11 protein-coding genes and 1 tRNA gene are annotated in these 16437 nt (G+C 70.8%); all 12 read right to left on the bottom strand.

Annotated elements, in window-relative coordinates:
- Nucleotides 1-5: 5 nt before the first annotated feature.
- Complete coding sequence (locus V7E46_RS00225; RefSeq protein ID WP_333766479.1) at nt 6-1442, bottom strand: hypothetical protein; 1437 nt, start codon at nt 1440-1442, stop codon at nt 6-8.
- Nucleotides 1439-3409, bottom strand: coding sequence for a vWA domain-containing protein (locus V7E46_RS00220; RefSeq protein WP_333766478.1), 1971 nt, complete (start codon nt 3407-3409; stop codon nt 1439-1441). Before V7E46_RS00220 ends, V7E46_RS00225 begins: the two co-directional genes overlap by 4 nt.
- 182 nt (nt 3410-3591) lie before the next feature.
- On the bottom strand, nt 3592-3732 hold the full coding sequence (locus V7E46_RS00215; protein WP_200804389.1) for a DLW-39 family protein: 141 nt from the start codon (nt 3730-3732) through the stop codon (nt 3592-3594).
- A gap of 206 nt (nt 3733-3938) precedes the next feature.
- Nucleotides 3939-4012 (bottom strand) — tRNA-Ile (locus tag V7E46_RS00210).
- A gap of 72 nt (nt 4013-4084) precedes the next feature.
- On the bottom strand, nt 4085-4777 hold the full coding sequence (locus tag V7E46_RS00205) for a DUF3566 domain-containing protein (RefSeq protein ID WP_333766477.1): 693 nt from the start codon (nt 4775-4777) through the stop codon (nt 4085-4087).
- Between the two features lie 3 nt (nt 4778-4780).
- Nucleotides 4781-7465, bottom strand: a complete 2685-nt coding sequence (gene gyrA, locus V7E46_RS00200) for a DNA gyrase subunit A (RefSeq protein WP_333766476.1) — start codon at nt 7463-7465, stop codon at nt 4781-4783.
- A 43-nt stretch (nt 7466-7508) separates the two neighbouring features.
- Complete coding sequence (gene gyrB / locus V7E46_RS00195; protein WP_329182468.1) at nt 7509-9509, bottom strand: DNA topoisomerase (ATP-hydrolyzing) subunit B; 2001 nt, start codon at nt 9507-9509, stop codon at nt 7509-7511.
- Between the two features lie 358 nt (nt 9510-9867).
- On the bottom strand, nt 9868-10416 hold the full coding sequence (locus V7E46_RS00190) for a DUF721 domain-containing protein (protein WP_333766475.1): 549 nt from the start codon (nt 10414-10416) through the stop codon (nt 9868-9870).
- Nucleotides 10413-11561: a DNA replication/repair protein RecF gene (gene recF, locus V7E46_RS00185; protein WP_333766474.1), complete on the bottom strand. Its 1149-nt coding sequence runs from the start codon at nt 11559-11561 to the stop codon at nt 10413-10415. The genes V7E46_RS00190 and recF overlap by 4 nt, the downstream gene beginning before the upstream one ends.
- A 57-nt stretch (nt 11562-11618) precedes the next feature.
- Nucleotides 11619-12497 carry a phosphogluconate dehydrogenase (NAD(+)-dependent, decarboxylating) gene (gene gnd, locus V7E46_RS00180; protein ID WP_333766473.1) on the bottom strand — a complete coding sequence of 293 codons (879 nt, stop codon included), beginning with the start codon at nt 12495-12497 and terminating at the stop codon, nt 11619-11621.
- 124 nt (nt 12498-12621) lie between these two features.
- Nucleotides 12622-13752: a DNA polymerase III subunit beta gene (dnaN, locus tag V7E46_RS00175; RefSeq protein ID WP_329176923.1), complete on the bottom strand. Its 1131-nt coding sequence runs from the start codon at nt 13750-13752 to the stop codon at nt 12622-12624.
- Nucleotides 13753-14485: 733 nt separating this feature from the next.
- Nucleotides 14486-16312: a chromosomal replication initiator protein DnaA gene (dnaA, locus tag V7E46_RS00170; protein ID WP_333766472.1), complete on the bottom strand. Its 1827-nt coding sequence runs from the start codon at nt 16310-16312 to the stop codon at nt 14486-14488.
- Between the last annotated feature and the right edge of the window lie 125 nt (nt 16313-16437).

Genomic DNA, 16437 nt, shown 5'->3' with positions numbered 1-16437 from the left:
GGCCGTCACCAGGACGGCGGCGGCCCGAAGCCGGACTGCGGCGGCAGCTGCCGCGTGACGGTGTCGGGCGTGGCCGCCCGGCGCGGCGCGGTCAGGAACCAGACCGCAAGCGCCAGCAGCAGCACCGTGCCCGCGCCGAGCGCCGCGAAGCCCAGGAACCGCCTCGCGGAGTTGCCGGACGACGAGGACGCGGCAGACCGCGGCGTCCCGTCGGCCGCGGACACGTCGTGCGCGTCGACGCCGATCCCGGCGGCCTTCGGGTCCCCGGCGTAGGCGGGCGCGTCCTGGGCCGCGCCCGTGACGTCGACCCGCAGCGTCACCGGCACGGCGCCGCTGACGGCCTTGGCCACGTCCGGGTGCACGGTGACGGCGAAGTAGTACCAGCCCGCGTACCGCACCCGGGAGACCGCGGTGTCGTCGGCCGCGCGGTTGGCGTACGAGACCGGCGCGAGCTGCTCGTGCACCGAGGTCGGGGCGCCCAGGTACGAGTGCGCCTCGTCGTCGATGAGTTCGCGCACCGGGCTGTAGGCGGTCAGCCGCACCCCGGAGCCGACGTAGACGGCGCTGTCGGTGACCTGGGCGCTGGAGAAGTCCGAGAAGACGGTCGCCTGCTGGCCCCAGTCGACCGGGACCTTGTAGAAGCGGGTCTCGCCGGGCAGCACCTTGTCCTTCCAGATGCCGGTCTTGACCGGGGCCGCGGTGTCGAACGACGTGCCGCCCGTCGCCTGCCGCGGGGTGCCGCTGGTCAGCGGGGTCGGCGATGCCGTGCCGGCGTCCGGCGCGTGCCCGGCCGCGGCGCCGGCCTTGAGCGGCGGTTCGAGTACGTAGCGCAGTTCCAGCGGCCAGGCGCCCGGGTCGGAGGCGCCGGCGCTGGTGCGGTGCACGGCCAGCGTGTACTGGTTGGCGTCCTGGCAGGAGGTGTCGACGCCGATCAGCCGGGCCACCGCGCTGCCGACCGGGCGGACTGCGCCGTCGTCCCGGAAGTGCGCGTCGGTGCTGTCGCAGTCGGAACCGTCGGCGCTCTGCAGCTTCAGCTCGATGCCGTCGCCATAGGCCACGCGGGTGCCGGGCGCGGGGAGGGCGAAGGCGGAGGCATAGGCGGAGGACGCGGCGTCCAGCGTGATGCCGTAGATGCGGGTCTCGCCGACCTTGATGGTGTCGCGATAGGTGACGCCGGGCTTCATCGCGGGCGCGTCCGCGGTCGTGGCCGCGCCCGCCAGCACCGTGCCCTGCGGCTGCCAGGTCGCGGGCGCCCCGGGCCCCGCGGCAGGGGTGCCGTCGTCGGCCGCGGCAGGCCCGCCCTGGACCCCCTGGAGGGCGGTCAGCGCCGCTAGGACGCCCGCCGCAGCAGAGGCGCCGCGCTTGGTGGCCGCGGTGGATATACCGCGCCGTGCAGCCGCCGCGGCATATGTGCCGCGCCGCATCGAAGTGTCCCGTCTCATGCCCCACCCCTTGTCGTACGGCTCCGCAGGCGGTGCACCAGCCCCGCCACGCCTATTCCGGCGAGCGCGACGGCGCCGCCCGTACCCGCTGCCACCAGATCCATGCTCCTCAGCCCGCCGCCGGACGACGTGGACGACGCCACGTCCTTCCCGTGGCCCGACTGCCCGCCCGCCGCGTCCTGGCCGCCCCTGGTGCCGCCGTTCGCCGCGTCGCCCTGTGCCGCGCCGCTGTGGGTCGCCAGCGCGGGCGCCCGGTACTGCGGCCCCGCCAATTCCGTGCCGGTGACGTTGACCCGCAGGATCACGCCGACCGCGGTGTTCCTGGCCAACTGGGCGGCGTCCGGGCCGAGGCCGACCGCGATCCAGTAGTCGCCCGCGCTGTGCACGGTGGCCGCGTCGCCGTCGTCCACCCAGCGGTTGGTCCAGGTCACCGGTACGGTGCCGAGCCCCACCGACACGGGCGAGCCGGTGTAGGAGCGGTTGTCCCGCGCGCCGGAGGCGTCCTCGACCGGCAGCCGGCCGGGCGCGTAGGCGGTGGTCGCCACGAAGGTCGACGCGGCGGACGAGGCGCCGTCGAGCACCGGCTCGTTGGCGAATTCGGCCGCGTAGGTGAGCTGCTGGCCCCAGCCGAGATGCACCTTGTAGTAGCGGGTCTGGCCGGGCAGCAGCCGGTCGCGCCAGACGCCCTTGGTCACCGCCGCGGCGTCGTTGAAGCCGGTACCGCCGGTCAGGTCCTTCGGAGTGCCGGTCAGCGGCGCGGGCGCCGTGCCGTAGTCGGTCCGCGCGGCGGCGGCGACCGTACCGGCGGGCAGCGGCGCCTCCTTGTCGAAGCGCAGCTCGACCGGCCAGCGGCTGCGGTCCGAGGCCGCCGCGGTGGTGCGGTGCACCGAGAAGAGGTAGCGGCCGGCCTTGTCGCAGTCGTCCTTGCCGTCGCGGCTGGGCACCCGGCTCACAGCGGCGCTCAGCGTCATCGCGCCCTCGTCCTGGCCGAAGCGCTCGGAGTCCGAGTCGCAGGTGTACGCGTACGTCCCGGTCCCCGCCAGCTTGAGCTCGATGCCGTCGCCGTAGCCGACCGGCACGCCCGGCTGCGGGACGGCCGTCGCGGACAGGTCGGCGGTGCTCGCCGCGTCCAGGGTGGCGGCATACCAGCGGGTCTCGCCGGGGCCGACGGTGTCGGTGTACTGGCCGGGGCCAATTGCCGCGGCTTTCGCCGGGGTCGCCCCGCCGGTCACCGGGTCGCCCGCCATGCGGTAGGCGTCGGCGCTCAGTTGCGAGGCGCGCACCAGCTGGCGGCCGAGAGCGGCGGCGTCCGGGGCGTCGTAATAGGCGCCGTGGCCCGCCTTGGCGATGCATTCCAGCTCGTCGCGTGCGGCGCCCTCGACCTGGAAGCCGACCGTGTCGATCCGCAGGTTCAGGCCGTCGCCCGCGAGCGTGGCCGCGACCTCGCAGGGCTCGGGCGCACCGCAGTTGGACTCGCCGTCGGACACCAGCAGGATCGTCCGCCGCCCGTGCGCCGGCAGATCCGCCGCGGCCCCGGTGAGGGCGAGCGCGGTGGGGGTGTCGCCCTTGGGCTGTACGGCGGCCACCGCCTGCTTCATCGCGGCCCGGTCCAGTGCGGTGACGGGCTGGGCCAGCGAGGAGTCGTCGCAGCCGTGGGTCTTTCCTGCGCCGTAGACCCGCAGTCCTGTCGGGTAGCCGTCGGGGAGCGAGTCCACGACCGAGCCGACGGCGGTGCGGGCCGACTGGATCCGGGTGTGCCCCGAGCCGTCGGGACCGGCCATGGAGCCGGAGGAGTCCAGCACCATGATGAGGCTGCCGTCCTGGCTCCCGAGGGCGGGTGGCGCCGCCGACGCCACGGGAGCTGTGAGCAGGCTCACCCCCGCGAGCAGGGTCGCTCCGGTCACTCCCGCCAGCAGCAGTCCGGCGGCCGGCAGCAGGATCCGCCCCGGCGGTGGTCGTCGTCTCATGGCGCCACTTCCCCCTCGTTTCCGCGCTCACGCGTGGCGGTTTGCTCAAGCAAAGTAAATTATTTGCTGGCGCAAACTCAAGCGGCTGCGGTCACGGTCCTGCAACAACAAAAGTCCCGGCCGCAGATGTGCGGCCGGGACATCGGGGCGGTCGCGGCACCTCCCGGCGCCGCGCCGCCGTCTCACACGTTCGCGCCCGAACCCGCCGGGACAGCGTCAGTGGCTTCCGTCCAGAGGTCCTGCTCGGCGCGGTCCGCCTGAATCTGTCGGTAAACGAACAGCCCGGCGACGGCGGCCAGTGCGACCAGGAGAAACTTCTTCATCGCGTGACCTCCTCCTTCATGCGTGGGGACAGCTTCTGACCCGCCCGACTATACACAGCAGCCGATACCGAACGGTGACCTGAGGTCGGCATGCCCTACCCCTGTTTTCCGCGCGCCACACCCGCGTCAGCCGAACGGACCGTCGATACCCGGACCGATACACGACGAGACCCCCGGTCGGTCCGACCGGGGGTCTCGTGCGCGAGTGGGGCTACCAGGACTTGAACCTGGGGCCTCTTCCTTATCAGGGAAGCGCTCTAACCGTCTGAGCTATAGCCCCGCGCTGCACCGAAAGATTAGCGCACAGCGGGCCATGTCCCAAAATCGGTGACGCGCGGCCCCGGCGGCGGGGCTAGTCGTCCTCGGCCAGCGTCAGCTCGACGCCGCCCACGAAGCCCGCCGACAGGTTGTAGATGAAGGCGCCCAGCGTGGCCAGCGCCGTGGCCAGCACCACGTCGATGACCGCGATCACCGTGGTGATCATCATGACGCGGGACAGGGACAGGAACGACACCAGGTCGAAGCCGCCCTTGCCGCCCTGCTCCGAGGTGGTGGCCTCGCTGATCGTGGACCCGACGGTGCTGAAGACGCCGATGGTGTCCAGCACCATCCACAGCACGGCCACCGCCACGATCGTGCAGATGCCCAGCGCGATGGACAGCAGGAAGCTGACCTTCATCACCGACCACGGATCGGCCTTGGCGATCCGCAGCCGCGCCTTGCGGGTGCGCGGCGCCGTACGGGCCGCCGGGCGCGGCCGGCGTACCCCGGCCGAGGCCGGCGAACCGGCTCCACCGGCTCCACCCGTCCCGCCACCGCCACCCGGTGTGCCGCGGCCGCCATGGCCGGTCGGCGCGCCACCGGGCGGCGCCGGCGGTGTGCCGGGCGGCGGTGGCGCGTAGGCCTGCGGCGGCTGATGCGGCTGGGCCGGTTGACGGGTGCCCGTCACGGCGTATCCCCCCTCGTCCGGGCCGTTGAGGTTGGCCGAGCCACGGGCACCCCCGGACCTCCCGGCCCCACCCGCGGCGCCCGTGGCTCCACTCACGGCTTACTCCTCCGGTTCACCGGCCGCGAGCTGCGCGCCCTCGGCCGAGATGTCGTGCTCGTCGTCGTGCTCATTGTCGTGCACGGGCTCGGTGCCGTGCGCGGTCTCGTCGTCCTCGGCACCGGCAAGGCCGGCCGCTTCCGGATCATCCTCCGCCTCGGCATTGCGCGCGATGCCGACGACGGCATCCCGCTTCCCGAGGTTGATCAGCTGGACGCCCATGGTGTCACGGCCCGTCTCCCTGACCTCGTTGACCCGCGTACGGATCACCCCGCCGCTCAGTGTGATGGCGAGGATCTCATCGGTCTCCTCGACCACCAGCGCCCCGACCAGCGAGCCCCGGTCCTCCACGATCTTGGCCGCCTTGATTCCGAGTCCGCCGCGGCCCTGCACCCGATACTCGTCCACCGCGGTGCGTTTCGCATAACCGCCGTCGGTGGCGGTGAAGACGAACGTACCGGTCCTGACCACGTTCATGGAGAGCAGTTCGTCACCTTCGCGGAAACTCATGCCCTTCACGCCGGACGTCGCCCGGCCCATCGGCCGCAGCGCGTCGTCCGAGGCGGTGAAGCGGATGCACTGGGCCTTGCGGCTGACCAGCAGCAGATCGTCCTGCGCCGAGACCAGCTCGGCGCCGATCAGCTCGTCCGATCCCGCGACGCCGCCCGCCTCCCCTTCGGCCTCCCGCAGGTTGATGGCGATCACGCCGCCGGACCGCGGGGAGTCGTAGTCCTTGAGCGCGGTCTTCTTCACCAGGCCGGACTTGGTGGCCAGCACCAGGTACGGCGCCGCCTGGTAGTCCTTGATGGCCAGGATCTGGGCGATCCGCTCGTCGGGCTGGAAGGCCAGCAGATTGGCCACGTGCTGGCCGCGCGCGTCCCGTCCGGCGTCCGGCAGCTCGTAGGCCTTGGCGCGGTAGACCCGGCCCTTGTTGGTGAAGAACAGCAGCCACTGGTGGGTGGTGGTCACGAAGAAGTGGTCGACGATGTCGTCCTGCTTGAGCTTCGTGCCGCGTACGCCCTTGCCGCCGCGCTTCTGCGAGCGGTAGTCCTCGGTCTTGGTGCGCTTGACGTAGCCGCCACGGCTGATCGTGACGACGATGTCCTCCTCGGCGATCAGGTCCTCGATGGACATGTCGCCGTCGAAGGGCACCAGCTTGCTGCGCCGGTCGTCGCCGAACTTGTCGACGATGGCCTGCAGCTCCTCGCTGATGATCTGCCGCTGCTTCTCCGGCGAGGCGAGGATCGCGTTGTACTCGTTGATCTTCGCCTGCAGCTCGTCGTGCTCGGCGATGATCTTCTGCCGCTCCAGGGCGGCCAGCCGGCGGAGCTGCATCTCCAGGATCGCGTTGGCCTGGATCTCGTCGATCTCCAGCAGGCCCATCAGGCCCTCGCGCGCGACCTCGACGGTGTCGCTGCGCCGGATCAGCGCGATGACCTCGTCGATGGCGTCGAGCGCCTTGAGCAGGCCGCGCAGGATGTGGGCGCGCTCCTCGGCCTTGCGCAGCCGGAAGCGGGTGCGCCGGACGATGACCTCGACCTGGTGGTTCACCCAGTTGCGGATGAAGGCGTCGAGCGACAGGGTGCGCGGCACGCCGTCGACCAGGGCCAGCATGTTGGCGCCGAAGTTGGTCTGCAGGTCGGTGTGCTTGTAGAGGTTGTTCAGCACCACCTTGGCGACCGCGTCCCGCTTGAGAACGATCACCAGCCGCTGGCCGGTGCGCGACGAGGTCTCGTCGCGGACGTCGGCGATGCCGCCGATCTTGCCGTCCTTGACCAGGTCGGCGATCTTCTGCGCCAGGTTGTCGGGGTTGGTCTGGTACGGCAGCTCGGTGACGACCAGGCACTGCCGGTTCTGGATCTCCTCGACCGCGACGATCGCCCGCATGGTGATCGAGCCGCGGCCGGTGCGGTAGGCGTCCTCGATGCCCCTGCGGCCGACGACCAGGGCGCCGGTCGGGAAGTCGGGGCCCTTGATGCGCTCCATGAGCGCGTCGAGCAGTTCCTCGGCGGAGGCCTCGGGATGGGCCAGGCACCACTGGGCGCCGTCGGCGACCTCGCGCAGATTGTGCGGCGGGATGTTGGTGGCCATGCCGACCGCGATGCCCGCCGAGCCGTTGATCAGCAGGTTCGGGAAGCGGGACGGCAGGACCGTCGGCTCCTGGTTGCGGCCGTCGTAATTGTCCTGGAGGTCGACGGTCTCCTCGTCGATGTCCCTGACCATCTCCATGGACAGCGGCATCATCTTGCACTCGGTGTACCGCATGGCCGCGGCCGGGTCGTTGCCCGGTGAACCGAAGTTGCCGTTCGAGTCCACCAGCGGCATCCGCATCGACCACGGCTGCGCCAGCCGGACCAGCGCGTCGTAGATCGAGGAGTCGCCGTGCGGGTGGTAGGTGCCCATGACGTCGCCGACGACGCGCGCGCACTTGTAGAAGCCCTTCTCGGGCCGGTAGCCGCCGTCGTACATCGCGAACAGGACCCGGCGGTGGACCGGCTTGAGGCCGTCGCGCACGTCCGGCAGCGCGCGCGAGACGATGACGGACATCGCGTAGTCGAGATAGCTGCGCTGCATCTCGGTCTCGAGCCCGACGGGCTCGACACGCAGTCCGCCGGACTCGTTGCGCAGTTCCCGCTCGGACTCGGGGACATCGGGCACGGGTGGGATGTTGGGGGTCTCGTCGGCCATCGCTGTCAGATTGTCCTTTCACACGGCCAAAGTGGGGGCCGACTCAGATGTCCAGGAACCGGACGTCCTTGGCATTGCGCTGGATGAACGAACGGCGGGCTTCCACGTCCTCGCCCATCAGCACCGAGAACAGGTTGTCGGCCTGGGCCGCGTCGTCGAGCGTGACCTGTCCGAGCACCCGGTGGTCGATGTCCATCGTGGTGACCCGCAGCTCCTCCGCGTTCATCTCGCCGAGGCCCTTGAAGCGCTGGATCGAGTCCTCGCGGATCCGCTTGCCGCCCTGCTTGCCCAGCACCACCAGCGCGTCGCGCTCACGGTCGGAGTAGGCGTATTCGAAGTCGTCGCGGCCCCACTTGATCTTGTACAGCGGCGGGCGGGACAGGTAGACGTGTCCGGCCTCGACCAGCGGACGCATGAAGCGGAAGAGGAAGGTCAGCAGCAGGGTGTTGATGTGCTGGCCGTCGACGTCGGCGTCCGCCATCAGGATGATCTTGTGATAGCGCAGTTTGGCGATGTCGAAGTCCTCGTGGACCCCGGTGCCGAAGGCCGAGATCAGCGCCTGGATCTCGGTGTTCTGCAGGATCTTGTCGATCCTGGCCTTCTCCACGTTCAGGATCTTGCCGCGGATCGGCAGGATCGCCTGATACTGCGGATTGCGGCCGGACTTCGCCGAGCCGCCGGCCGAGTCGCCCTCGACGATGAAGATCTCGCACTTCGTCGGGTCGTTGGACTGGCAGTCGCTGAGCTTGCCCGGCAGCGACGCCGACTCCAGCAGGCCCTTGCGGCGGGTCAGGTCGCGCGCCTTGCGGGCGGCGACCCGGGCGGTGGCCGCCTGGATCGACTTGCGGATGATGTCCGAGGCCTCGGTGGGGTTGCGGTCCAGCCAGTCGGTCAGGTGCTCGTGCACGACCTTCTGGACGAACGTCTTGGCCTCGGTGTTGCCCAGCTTGGTCTTCGTCTGGCCCTCGAACTGCGGTTCGCCGAGCTTGACCGAGATGATCGCGGTCAGACCCTCGCGGATGTCCTCGCCGTTGAGGTTGTCGTCCTTCTCACGGAGCAGCTTCTTCTCGCGCGCGTACTTGTTGACCAGGGTGGTCAGCGCCGCGCGGAAGCCCTCTTCGTGGGTGCCGCCCTCATGGGTGTGGATGGTGTTGGCGAAGCTGTAGACGCCCTCGCTGTACTGGCTGTTCCACTGCATCGCCACCTCGACCGAGAGCAGCCGGTCCTTGTCCTCCGCCTCGATGTCGATGACGGTGGGGTGGATCAGCTCGCCCTTGCGCGAGTTGAGGTACGTCACGTAGTCGACCAGGCCGCCCTCGTAGTAGTACGAGACGGCGAGCTGCTTGCCTTCCTCGTCCACGTGGTCGGCGCGCTCGTCGACCAGCGAGATCCGCAGCCCCTTGTTCAGGAACGCCATCTCCTGGAAGCGCCGCGAGAGCGTCTCGAAGGAGTAGTCGGTGGTCTCGAAGATGTCGGGGTCGGCCCAGAAGGTGACCGACGTGCCGGTCTCCTCGACCGGCTCGTTCTTCGCCAGCGGCGCGGTCGGCACCCCCAGCTTGTAGTCCTGCGTCCAGCGGTGGCCCTCGGTACGGACCTCGACGGCCACGCGCGTGGACAGCGCGTTGACCACCGAGACGCCGACGCCGTGCAGACCGCCGGAGACCGCGTAGCCGCCGCCGCCGAACTTGCCGCCCGCGTGCAGTACGGTCAGGACGACCTCGACGGCCGGCTTGCCCTCGGAGGCGACCATGCCGACCGGGATGCCGCGGCCGTTGTCCACCACCCTGACGCCGCCGTCGGCGAGGATCGTCACGTCGATGGTGTCCGCGTGGCCGGCCATCGCCTCGTCGACCGAGTTGTCGACCACCTCCTGCACGAGATGGTGCAGCCCGCGTTCACCGGTCGAGCCGATGTACATACCGGGCCGCTTGCGCACCGCGTCGAGGCCTTCGAGCACGGTGATCGCATTGGCGTCGTAGGACTTGCTGGACTTCTCGTTGGGGTTGCCGGAATCGGCCACGAAGCGCCCTTTCTGGCACAGCACGAGCCGGGTCCCGCGGGGCGGGATCGGCTGCGTCTTCGACATGTTCCGCTGGGGTACCCCTGCCGCGATGCCAGGGGAGGGCGGTTGTGTCCACCAGTCTACCGGTAGCGCCGACATGAATGGGGCTTTGCCGGTACCTGCCTTCCCATGTGCCGCCCAAAACGGCCGCCGCCCGACTCCCTACACGCGGCCCCGGTTCCAAAACCGCTCACACGGGCGTCCAGGGCTTCCGGCTGTCAAGGCCCGGCTACGCTGAGCAGGCATGCGGCACCGCGCTCGCGCGGGCGTACGAAATGGGTCGTCCGTGCGCACGGCGGCGGCCCCGCGGCGGTTCGCTCAGCTGCGCGAACGGGCCCGGTCAGCCGTACGTGTCGCCGGGTCCGCGGCTGCCGGGCGCCCGCAGCCTGCCGTAGTTGCGGGCCGGTCCCGCCGGGCCGAGCACCTTGAGCAGCTTCACCGTGCCGTGGCCGAGGTCGGCGTTGAGCCTGGCCACCAGGGTCGGCGCCAGCAGCCGCAGCTGGGTCGCCCACGCCGTGGAGTCGCACTGCACGGTCAGCACCCGCGCCTCCTCGTCGTAGCGGTCGGGCGAGCAGTGCTGGGCGACCTCGGGGCCGACCAGCTGCGGCCAGCGGCCCATCACCCCGCCGACCGCGGCCGGCGCCTCCCAGCCGCGCTCGGTGATCAGCCGGTTGATGGCCGCGCCCAGCGGCAGCGGATCCCTGCCGTCCGCCCGGGCGCCGCTGCGCAGCCCGCCCCGCCTGGCCTGCCGCTTCTGTACGGCCGCGGCGCCCCTGGCCCTGGCCTGCTCCTTGGCCGCCCGCAGTGCCACCCGCGCCAGGTCCACGCCCGACGCCTCGGGAGGCGCGGGCTGCCGGGGCACGTCGCCGCCGCCCACTGTGTCGCTCACTGCCGAACCACCGTCCCGTCCTCCACCGAGAAGCGCGCCCCGCGCAGAACTCCCGGCACGTCGTCGTCCACCGCCGCGGTGACCAGCACCTGCTCGCCGGGCGCCACCAGCTCCGCCAGCCGCTCCCGGCGCCTGGTGTCCAGCTCGGCGAAGACGTCGTCCAGGACGAGTACGGGTTCGCCGCCGTCCGCGCACAGCAGCTCGTAGGAGGCCAGCCGCAGCGCCAGCGCGTACGACCAGGACTCGCCGTGGCTGGCGTAGCCCTTCGCGGGCATCGGGCCGAGCTTGAGCAGCAGATCGTCCCGGTGCGGACCGACCAGGGTCACCCCGCGCTCGATCTCCTGCTTGCGGGCCGCGGTGAGCGCTTCGAGCAGCCGCTGGAAGAGCTCCTCGCGGCTGCCGGCGCCCGCCATCGCCTCGTCGCCGATCGAGCTGCGGTAGTCGAGGCCGACCGGCCCACCGCCGGGCGCCAGCTGCTCGTACGCCTTGTCTGCCAGCGGCTGCAGCGCCGCCACCAGGTCGAGCCGGTGGGCCAGCAGTTCCGCGCCGACCTTGGCCAGGTGCTGGTCCCACACATCCAGGGTGGACAGGTCGGCTCCCTTGCCGCCGTGCCTGCGGGCGAGCGCGGCGGTTTTCAGCAGCGTATTGCGCTGCTTGAGCACTCTTTCGAAGTCACTGCGCACACCCGCCAGGCGGGGCGCGCGGGCGGTGATCAGCTCGTCGAGGAAGCGGCGGCGCTCACCCGGGTCGCCCTTGACCAGCGCCAGGTCCTCCGGCGCGAACAGCACACTGCGGACGATGCCGAGCAGGTCGCGCGGGCGGACCTGGGAGGAGCGGTTGATCCTGGCCCGGTTGGCGCGGCCCGGGTTGATCTCCAGCTCCAGCAGCTGGCGGCGCTCACCGTCGGCCGGCGGGCCCTGCACGACCTGGGCGCGTACCACAGCGCGGTCGGCGCCGACCCGGACCAGCGGGGCATCGGAGGACACCCGGTGGCTGCCCAGCGTCGCCAGATAGCCGACCGCCTCGACCAGGTTGGTCTTGCCCTGGCCGTTGGGTCCCACGAAAGCCGTGACGCCCGGGTCGAGAGGGACCTCGGCCCGGGCGTAGGAGCGGAAGTCGGCGAGCGACAGGTGCGCTACGTGCATCGCGTGCTTGGCGCGTCGCCGCGCCGACCTCCCTGCTTGCTGTGTGGTGCGGGCCGCCTACTCGGCGGCAGTGACCGCGTGGCCGCCGAATTCGTTGCGGAGCGCGGCGATCATCTTCATCTGGGGCGAGTCGTCCTGGCGGGAGGCGAAACGGGCGAAGAGCGAGGCGGTGATCGCCGGCAGCGGCACCGCGTTGTCGATCGCGGCCTCCACCGTCCAGCGGCCCTCGCCCGAGTCGTCGGCGTAACCGCGCAGGGCGCCCAGGTGCTCGTCCTTGTCGAGGGCGTCCACGGCCAGGTCGAGCAGCCAGGAGCGGATGACCGTACCGGACTTCCAGGAGCGGAAGACCTCGCGGACGTCGGTGACCGAGTCCACCGCCTCGAGCAGTTCCCAGCCCTCGGCATAGGCCTGCATCATCGCGTACTCGATGCCGTTGTGGACCATCTTCGCGAAGTGGCCCGCGCCGACCCGGCCCGCGTGGACCGCGCCGCCGTCGCCCTCGGGCTTGAGCGCGTCGAAGATCGGCTGCGCCTTGGCGACGTCCTCGTCCTTGCCGCCGTACATCAGCGCGTAGCCGTTGGCCAGGCCCCAGACGCCGCCGGAGACGCCGCAGTCCACGAAGCCGATGCCCTTGGCCGCCAGCTGCTCGGCGTGCTTCTCGTCGTCCGTCCAGCGGGAATTGCCGCCGTCGACCACCAGGTCGCCGGGGGACAGCAGCTCGCCCAGCTCGTCCACGGTGGACTGGGTCGCGGCGCCGGCCGGCACCATCACCCACACCACACGCGGCCCCTTGAGCGAGTCCACCAGCTCCTTGAGGCCGTGGACGTCGGCGAGATCCGGGTTGCGGTCGTAGCCGATGACGGTGTGGCCTGCGCGGCGGATGCGCTCGCGCATGTTGCCGCCCATCTTGCCGAGACCGATGAGACCGAGCTCCATCACACATCCTTCGTTCGAAGCGTCGCGGGCGCCCGGGGTGTGCGGTGGACGCCGGCTGCTGCCTGACCCTGAACCTGACCTGAGGATGAGCCTACGTCGACCGCGCCGGGCGCCGCGGGCGGGCTCAGCCTGACAGCCGCACCGGCATGATCAGGTACTTGTACGCCTCGTCGGGCTCGGCATCGACGGCCGCCCGGCCGCTGAGCAGCGCCGGCTTGGTGGAGGTAGTGAACGACAGCTGCGCGGCGGGGGAGTCGATCGCGCTCAGCCCGTCCAGCAGGAAGGTCGGGTTGAAGGCGATCGAGATGTCGTCGCCCTCCAGCTTGGCGTCGACCCTCTCCACAGCCTGTGCGTCGTCGCTGGATCCGGCCTCCAGGGTGAGCACGCCCTGCTCGAAGCTCAGCCGCACCGGGGTGTTGCGCTCGGCGACCAGGGCGACGCGCTTGACCGCCTCGACGAAGGGCGCGGTCTCGATCACCGCGACGGAGGCGAACTCGGTCGGGAAGAGCGTGCGGTACTTGGGCAGGTCGCCTTCGAGCAGCCGGGTCGTCGTACGCCGTCCGGCGCCCTCGAAGCCGATCAGGCCCTCGCCGGCGCCGGAGCCGGCCAGGGCGATGGAGACCGTGTCCCCGCTGGTGAGCGACTTGGCGGTGTCCTGGAGGGTCTTGGCGGGCACCAGGGCGACGGCGGAGATGTCGGACTGCTCGGGCTTCCACAGGAATTCGCGGACCGCGAAGCGGTAGCGGTCGGTGGCGGCCAGCGTCACCGTGTCGCCCTCGATCTCGATCCGCACACCGGTCAGCACCGGCAGGGTGTCGTCGCGGCCGGCCGCGATGGCGACCTGGCTGGCGGCGGCGGCGAAGACCTCACCGGGGACGGTGCCGGACACGACGGGCATCGCGGGCAGCGCCGGATACTCCTCGACCGGCAGGGTGTGCAGCGTGAAGCGGGAGCTGCCGCAGACGACGGTCACACGGACGCCGTCGGTGGAGATCTCCACCGGGCGGTTGGGCAGCGCCCGGGAGATGTCGGCGAGCAGCCGGCCGGACACCAGGACGGTGCCCTCCTCGTCCACCTCGGCCTCGACGGCGACCCGGGCCGAGACCTCGTAGTCGAACCCGGACAGGCTCAGGTGACCGTCCTCGGCCTTGAGCAGCAGTCCGGCGAGCACCGGCACCGGGGGGCGGGCCGGAAGGCTGCGGGCTGCCCAAGCCACTGCCTCGGCGAGTACGTCGCGCTCCACCCGGATCTTCACCGGAACCGCCTCCTGCTTGTTGCCAGCTGTCGGGGAACAGTCTGACGCACAGGACTGTCAGTCGGAGCGGCTTGGCGTCAAGCGGCGACACGGGCTGCCGGGCGGCGAGGGCCGAGTTGTGCACAGGACCCGCTTCGAAGCAGTTTCCCCCTTCTCTACGTGTAGTCGTAGTAGTAGGGGTTGTGGATACCGTGGATAACCTGTTCCCGCGCAGGTCAGGCCCTGTTTTTTATCCCCAGAGCCTGTGGGCGGCGCCGGTGGACAACCGGGGTGCCCTGTGGACGGCGAAAAGTTGTGCACACCCCATGCACAGGTGACCGGGGGTTGTCCCCAGCTCCATCCCCAGAAATACCCAGGTTCTCCCCAGGCCAATCCACCACGTTGGTGTGACGGCTTTCACTCTCCGGGGGGACGGACCGTATTTCGTTGCCGAACAGTGGACAAAGGTGTGGAGAAGTGGCTCCGGGCTGTGCACAACCGGCCCTGGCCTGTGGGCGAGCGGTGGACAACCGGTCGGGGGTCACTGTGGACAACCGGTCTGTCCACAGTCTGTGGATGCCGGTTACCCACATATCCACACCCCGCTGAGCTGCCCGGACGCCGGGCCGGCCGCCCCGCCTGTGGAGAGTATCGGGACAACTCCGGTGTCCCCAGGGTGTGGAAAGCAAAATCGCCGCGGTCCTGTGGACAACAGGACCGCGGCGGCGGGTAATCGAACAGGGGGCGGCGCGCGTCAGCTCTTGATGCGGTTGGTCAGCTCGGTCACCTGGTTGTAGATCGAGCGCCGTTCCGCCATCAGCGAGCGGATCTTCCGGTCGGCGTGCATCACCGTGGTGTGGTCGCGGCCGCCGAAGAGGGCACCGATCTTCGGCAGCGACAGGTCGGTCAGCTCCCGGCACAGATACATGGCGATCTGCCGGGCGGTGACCAGCACCCGGCTGCGCGAGGAGCCGGACAGGTCGTCCACCGCGAGCCCGAAGTAGGCCGCGGTCTCCGCCATGATCGCCGTACCGCTGATCTCCGGCACCGAGTCCTCGCCGCCCGGGATCAGGTCCTTGAGCACGATCTCGGTGAGCTGCAGGTCCACCGGCTGCCGGTTGAGGCTCGCGAAGGCGGTGACCCGGATCAGGGCGCCCTCCAGCTCCCGGATGTTGCGGGAGATCCGGGACGCGATGAATTCCAGCACCTCGGGCGGCGCGTTCAGCTGCTCCTGCACGGCCTTCTTGCGCAGGATCGCGATCCGGGTCTCCAGCTCGGGCGGCTGGACGTCGGTGATCAGGCCCCACTCGAAGCGGTTGCGCAGCCGGTCCTCCAGGGTGACCAACTGCTTGGGCGGCCGGTCCGAGGACAGCACGATCTGCTTGTTGGCGTTGTGCAGCGTGTTGAAGGTGTGGAAGAACTCCTCCTGCGTCGACTCCTTGCTCGCCAGGAACTGGATGTCGTCGACCAGCAGGATGTCCATGTCCCGGTACCGCTTGCGGAACGCGTCCGCCTTGCCGTCCCGGATGGAGTTGATGAACTCGTTGGTGAATTCCTCCGAGCTGACGTACCTGACCCGGGTGCCGGGGTAGAGGCTCCGCGCGTAGTGCCCGATCGCGTGCAGCAGGTGCGTCTTGCCCAGACCGGACTCGCCGTAGATGAACAGCGGGTTGTACGCCTTGGCCGGCGCCTCGGCCACCGCGACCGCGGCGGCGTGCGCGAAGCGGTTGGAGGCGCCGATCACGAAGGTGTCGAAGAGGTACTTCGGATTGAGGCGGGCGGTGGGCTCCACGGCCCCGCCGCTGCCGCCCGTACCGCCGCCTCCCGCGCCGCCGGGGACCGCGGACGACCGCTCGGGGCGGGAGGCCGGCTGCTGCGCCTGCTGCGGCGGGTAGCCGCCCCCGGGGCCGGGTCCGTACGGCCGGTCGCCGGGGTGCCCCTGGTGCGGTACGGCCGGGTAGCCCCCGTCGAGGCGGTCGCTGCGGTAGCGGTCCCGGTCCCGGTCCCCGCGCGGGTCGCGGTGATCGCGGTCGTCCCGGTGGTCGCGCGGATCACGGCTGTCGCGGCCGTCCCGGGCCTCGGGGTACGGGTCCTGCCTGCGGTCCTGGAATCCGCCGCCGGAGGGCACCCCCCAGTTGCCGAGCCCGGGCTGCTGCCATCCGTCGTCGGACGTACGCGGCGGCCAGCCGTCCGTACCGCCGTCCGGCTGATCCTGGTAGCCCCGGCGCATCCGCGGCGCCTCGTCGTACGGGTCGGCCCCGCCCTGCTGCTGCTCGGGCAGCGCGGGCGGCGCGGACTGGTCCTGCTCGCCGCCGGAGGCCACGGCGATGGCGATCCCGACGGTGTGACCGAACTCATGGCTGAGCACATCCGTGATCAGCTGTTTGAGCTGCTGGCCCTCAAGGATCTTCTTGGCGTACTCGTTCGGCGCCGAGAGCACGGCGGTCCCGGCCACCAGCGCCAGCGGCTGGATGCGCCGGAGCCACTCCGCGTGGGTGGGCTTGAGGTCCTCGCTGTCCATCAGGAGCTTCTGGAGCACTTGCGGCCACACTGCGGCAAGATCGGCAGATACGTCAGCCACAGGGCACGCTCTCTCGGTTGCATAGTTGCGTAGGTGGTGCGGCGAACTCCTGCGGACGTGTGGACCTCGGCAGGGTCGGGAAGAGTACGGAGTTCAGCCACGGTAATCAGCGCGGCCTGCGCGGT

This window comes from Streptomyces sp. IBSBF 2435 (assembly GCF_036815005.1).
GTDB lineage: Bacteria > Actinomycetota > Actinomycetes > Streptomycetales > Streptomycetaceae > Actinacidiphila.
The sequence above is the reverse complement of the archived record's forward strand: the minus strand, read 5'-3'. Positions and strand labels throughout refer to the sequence as shown.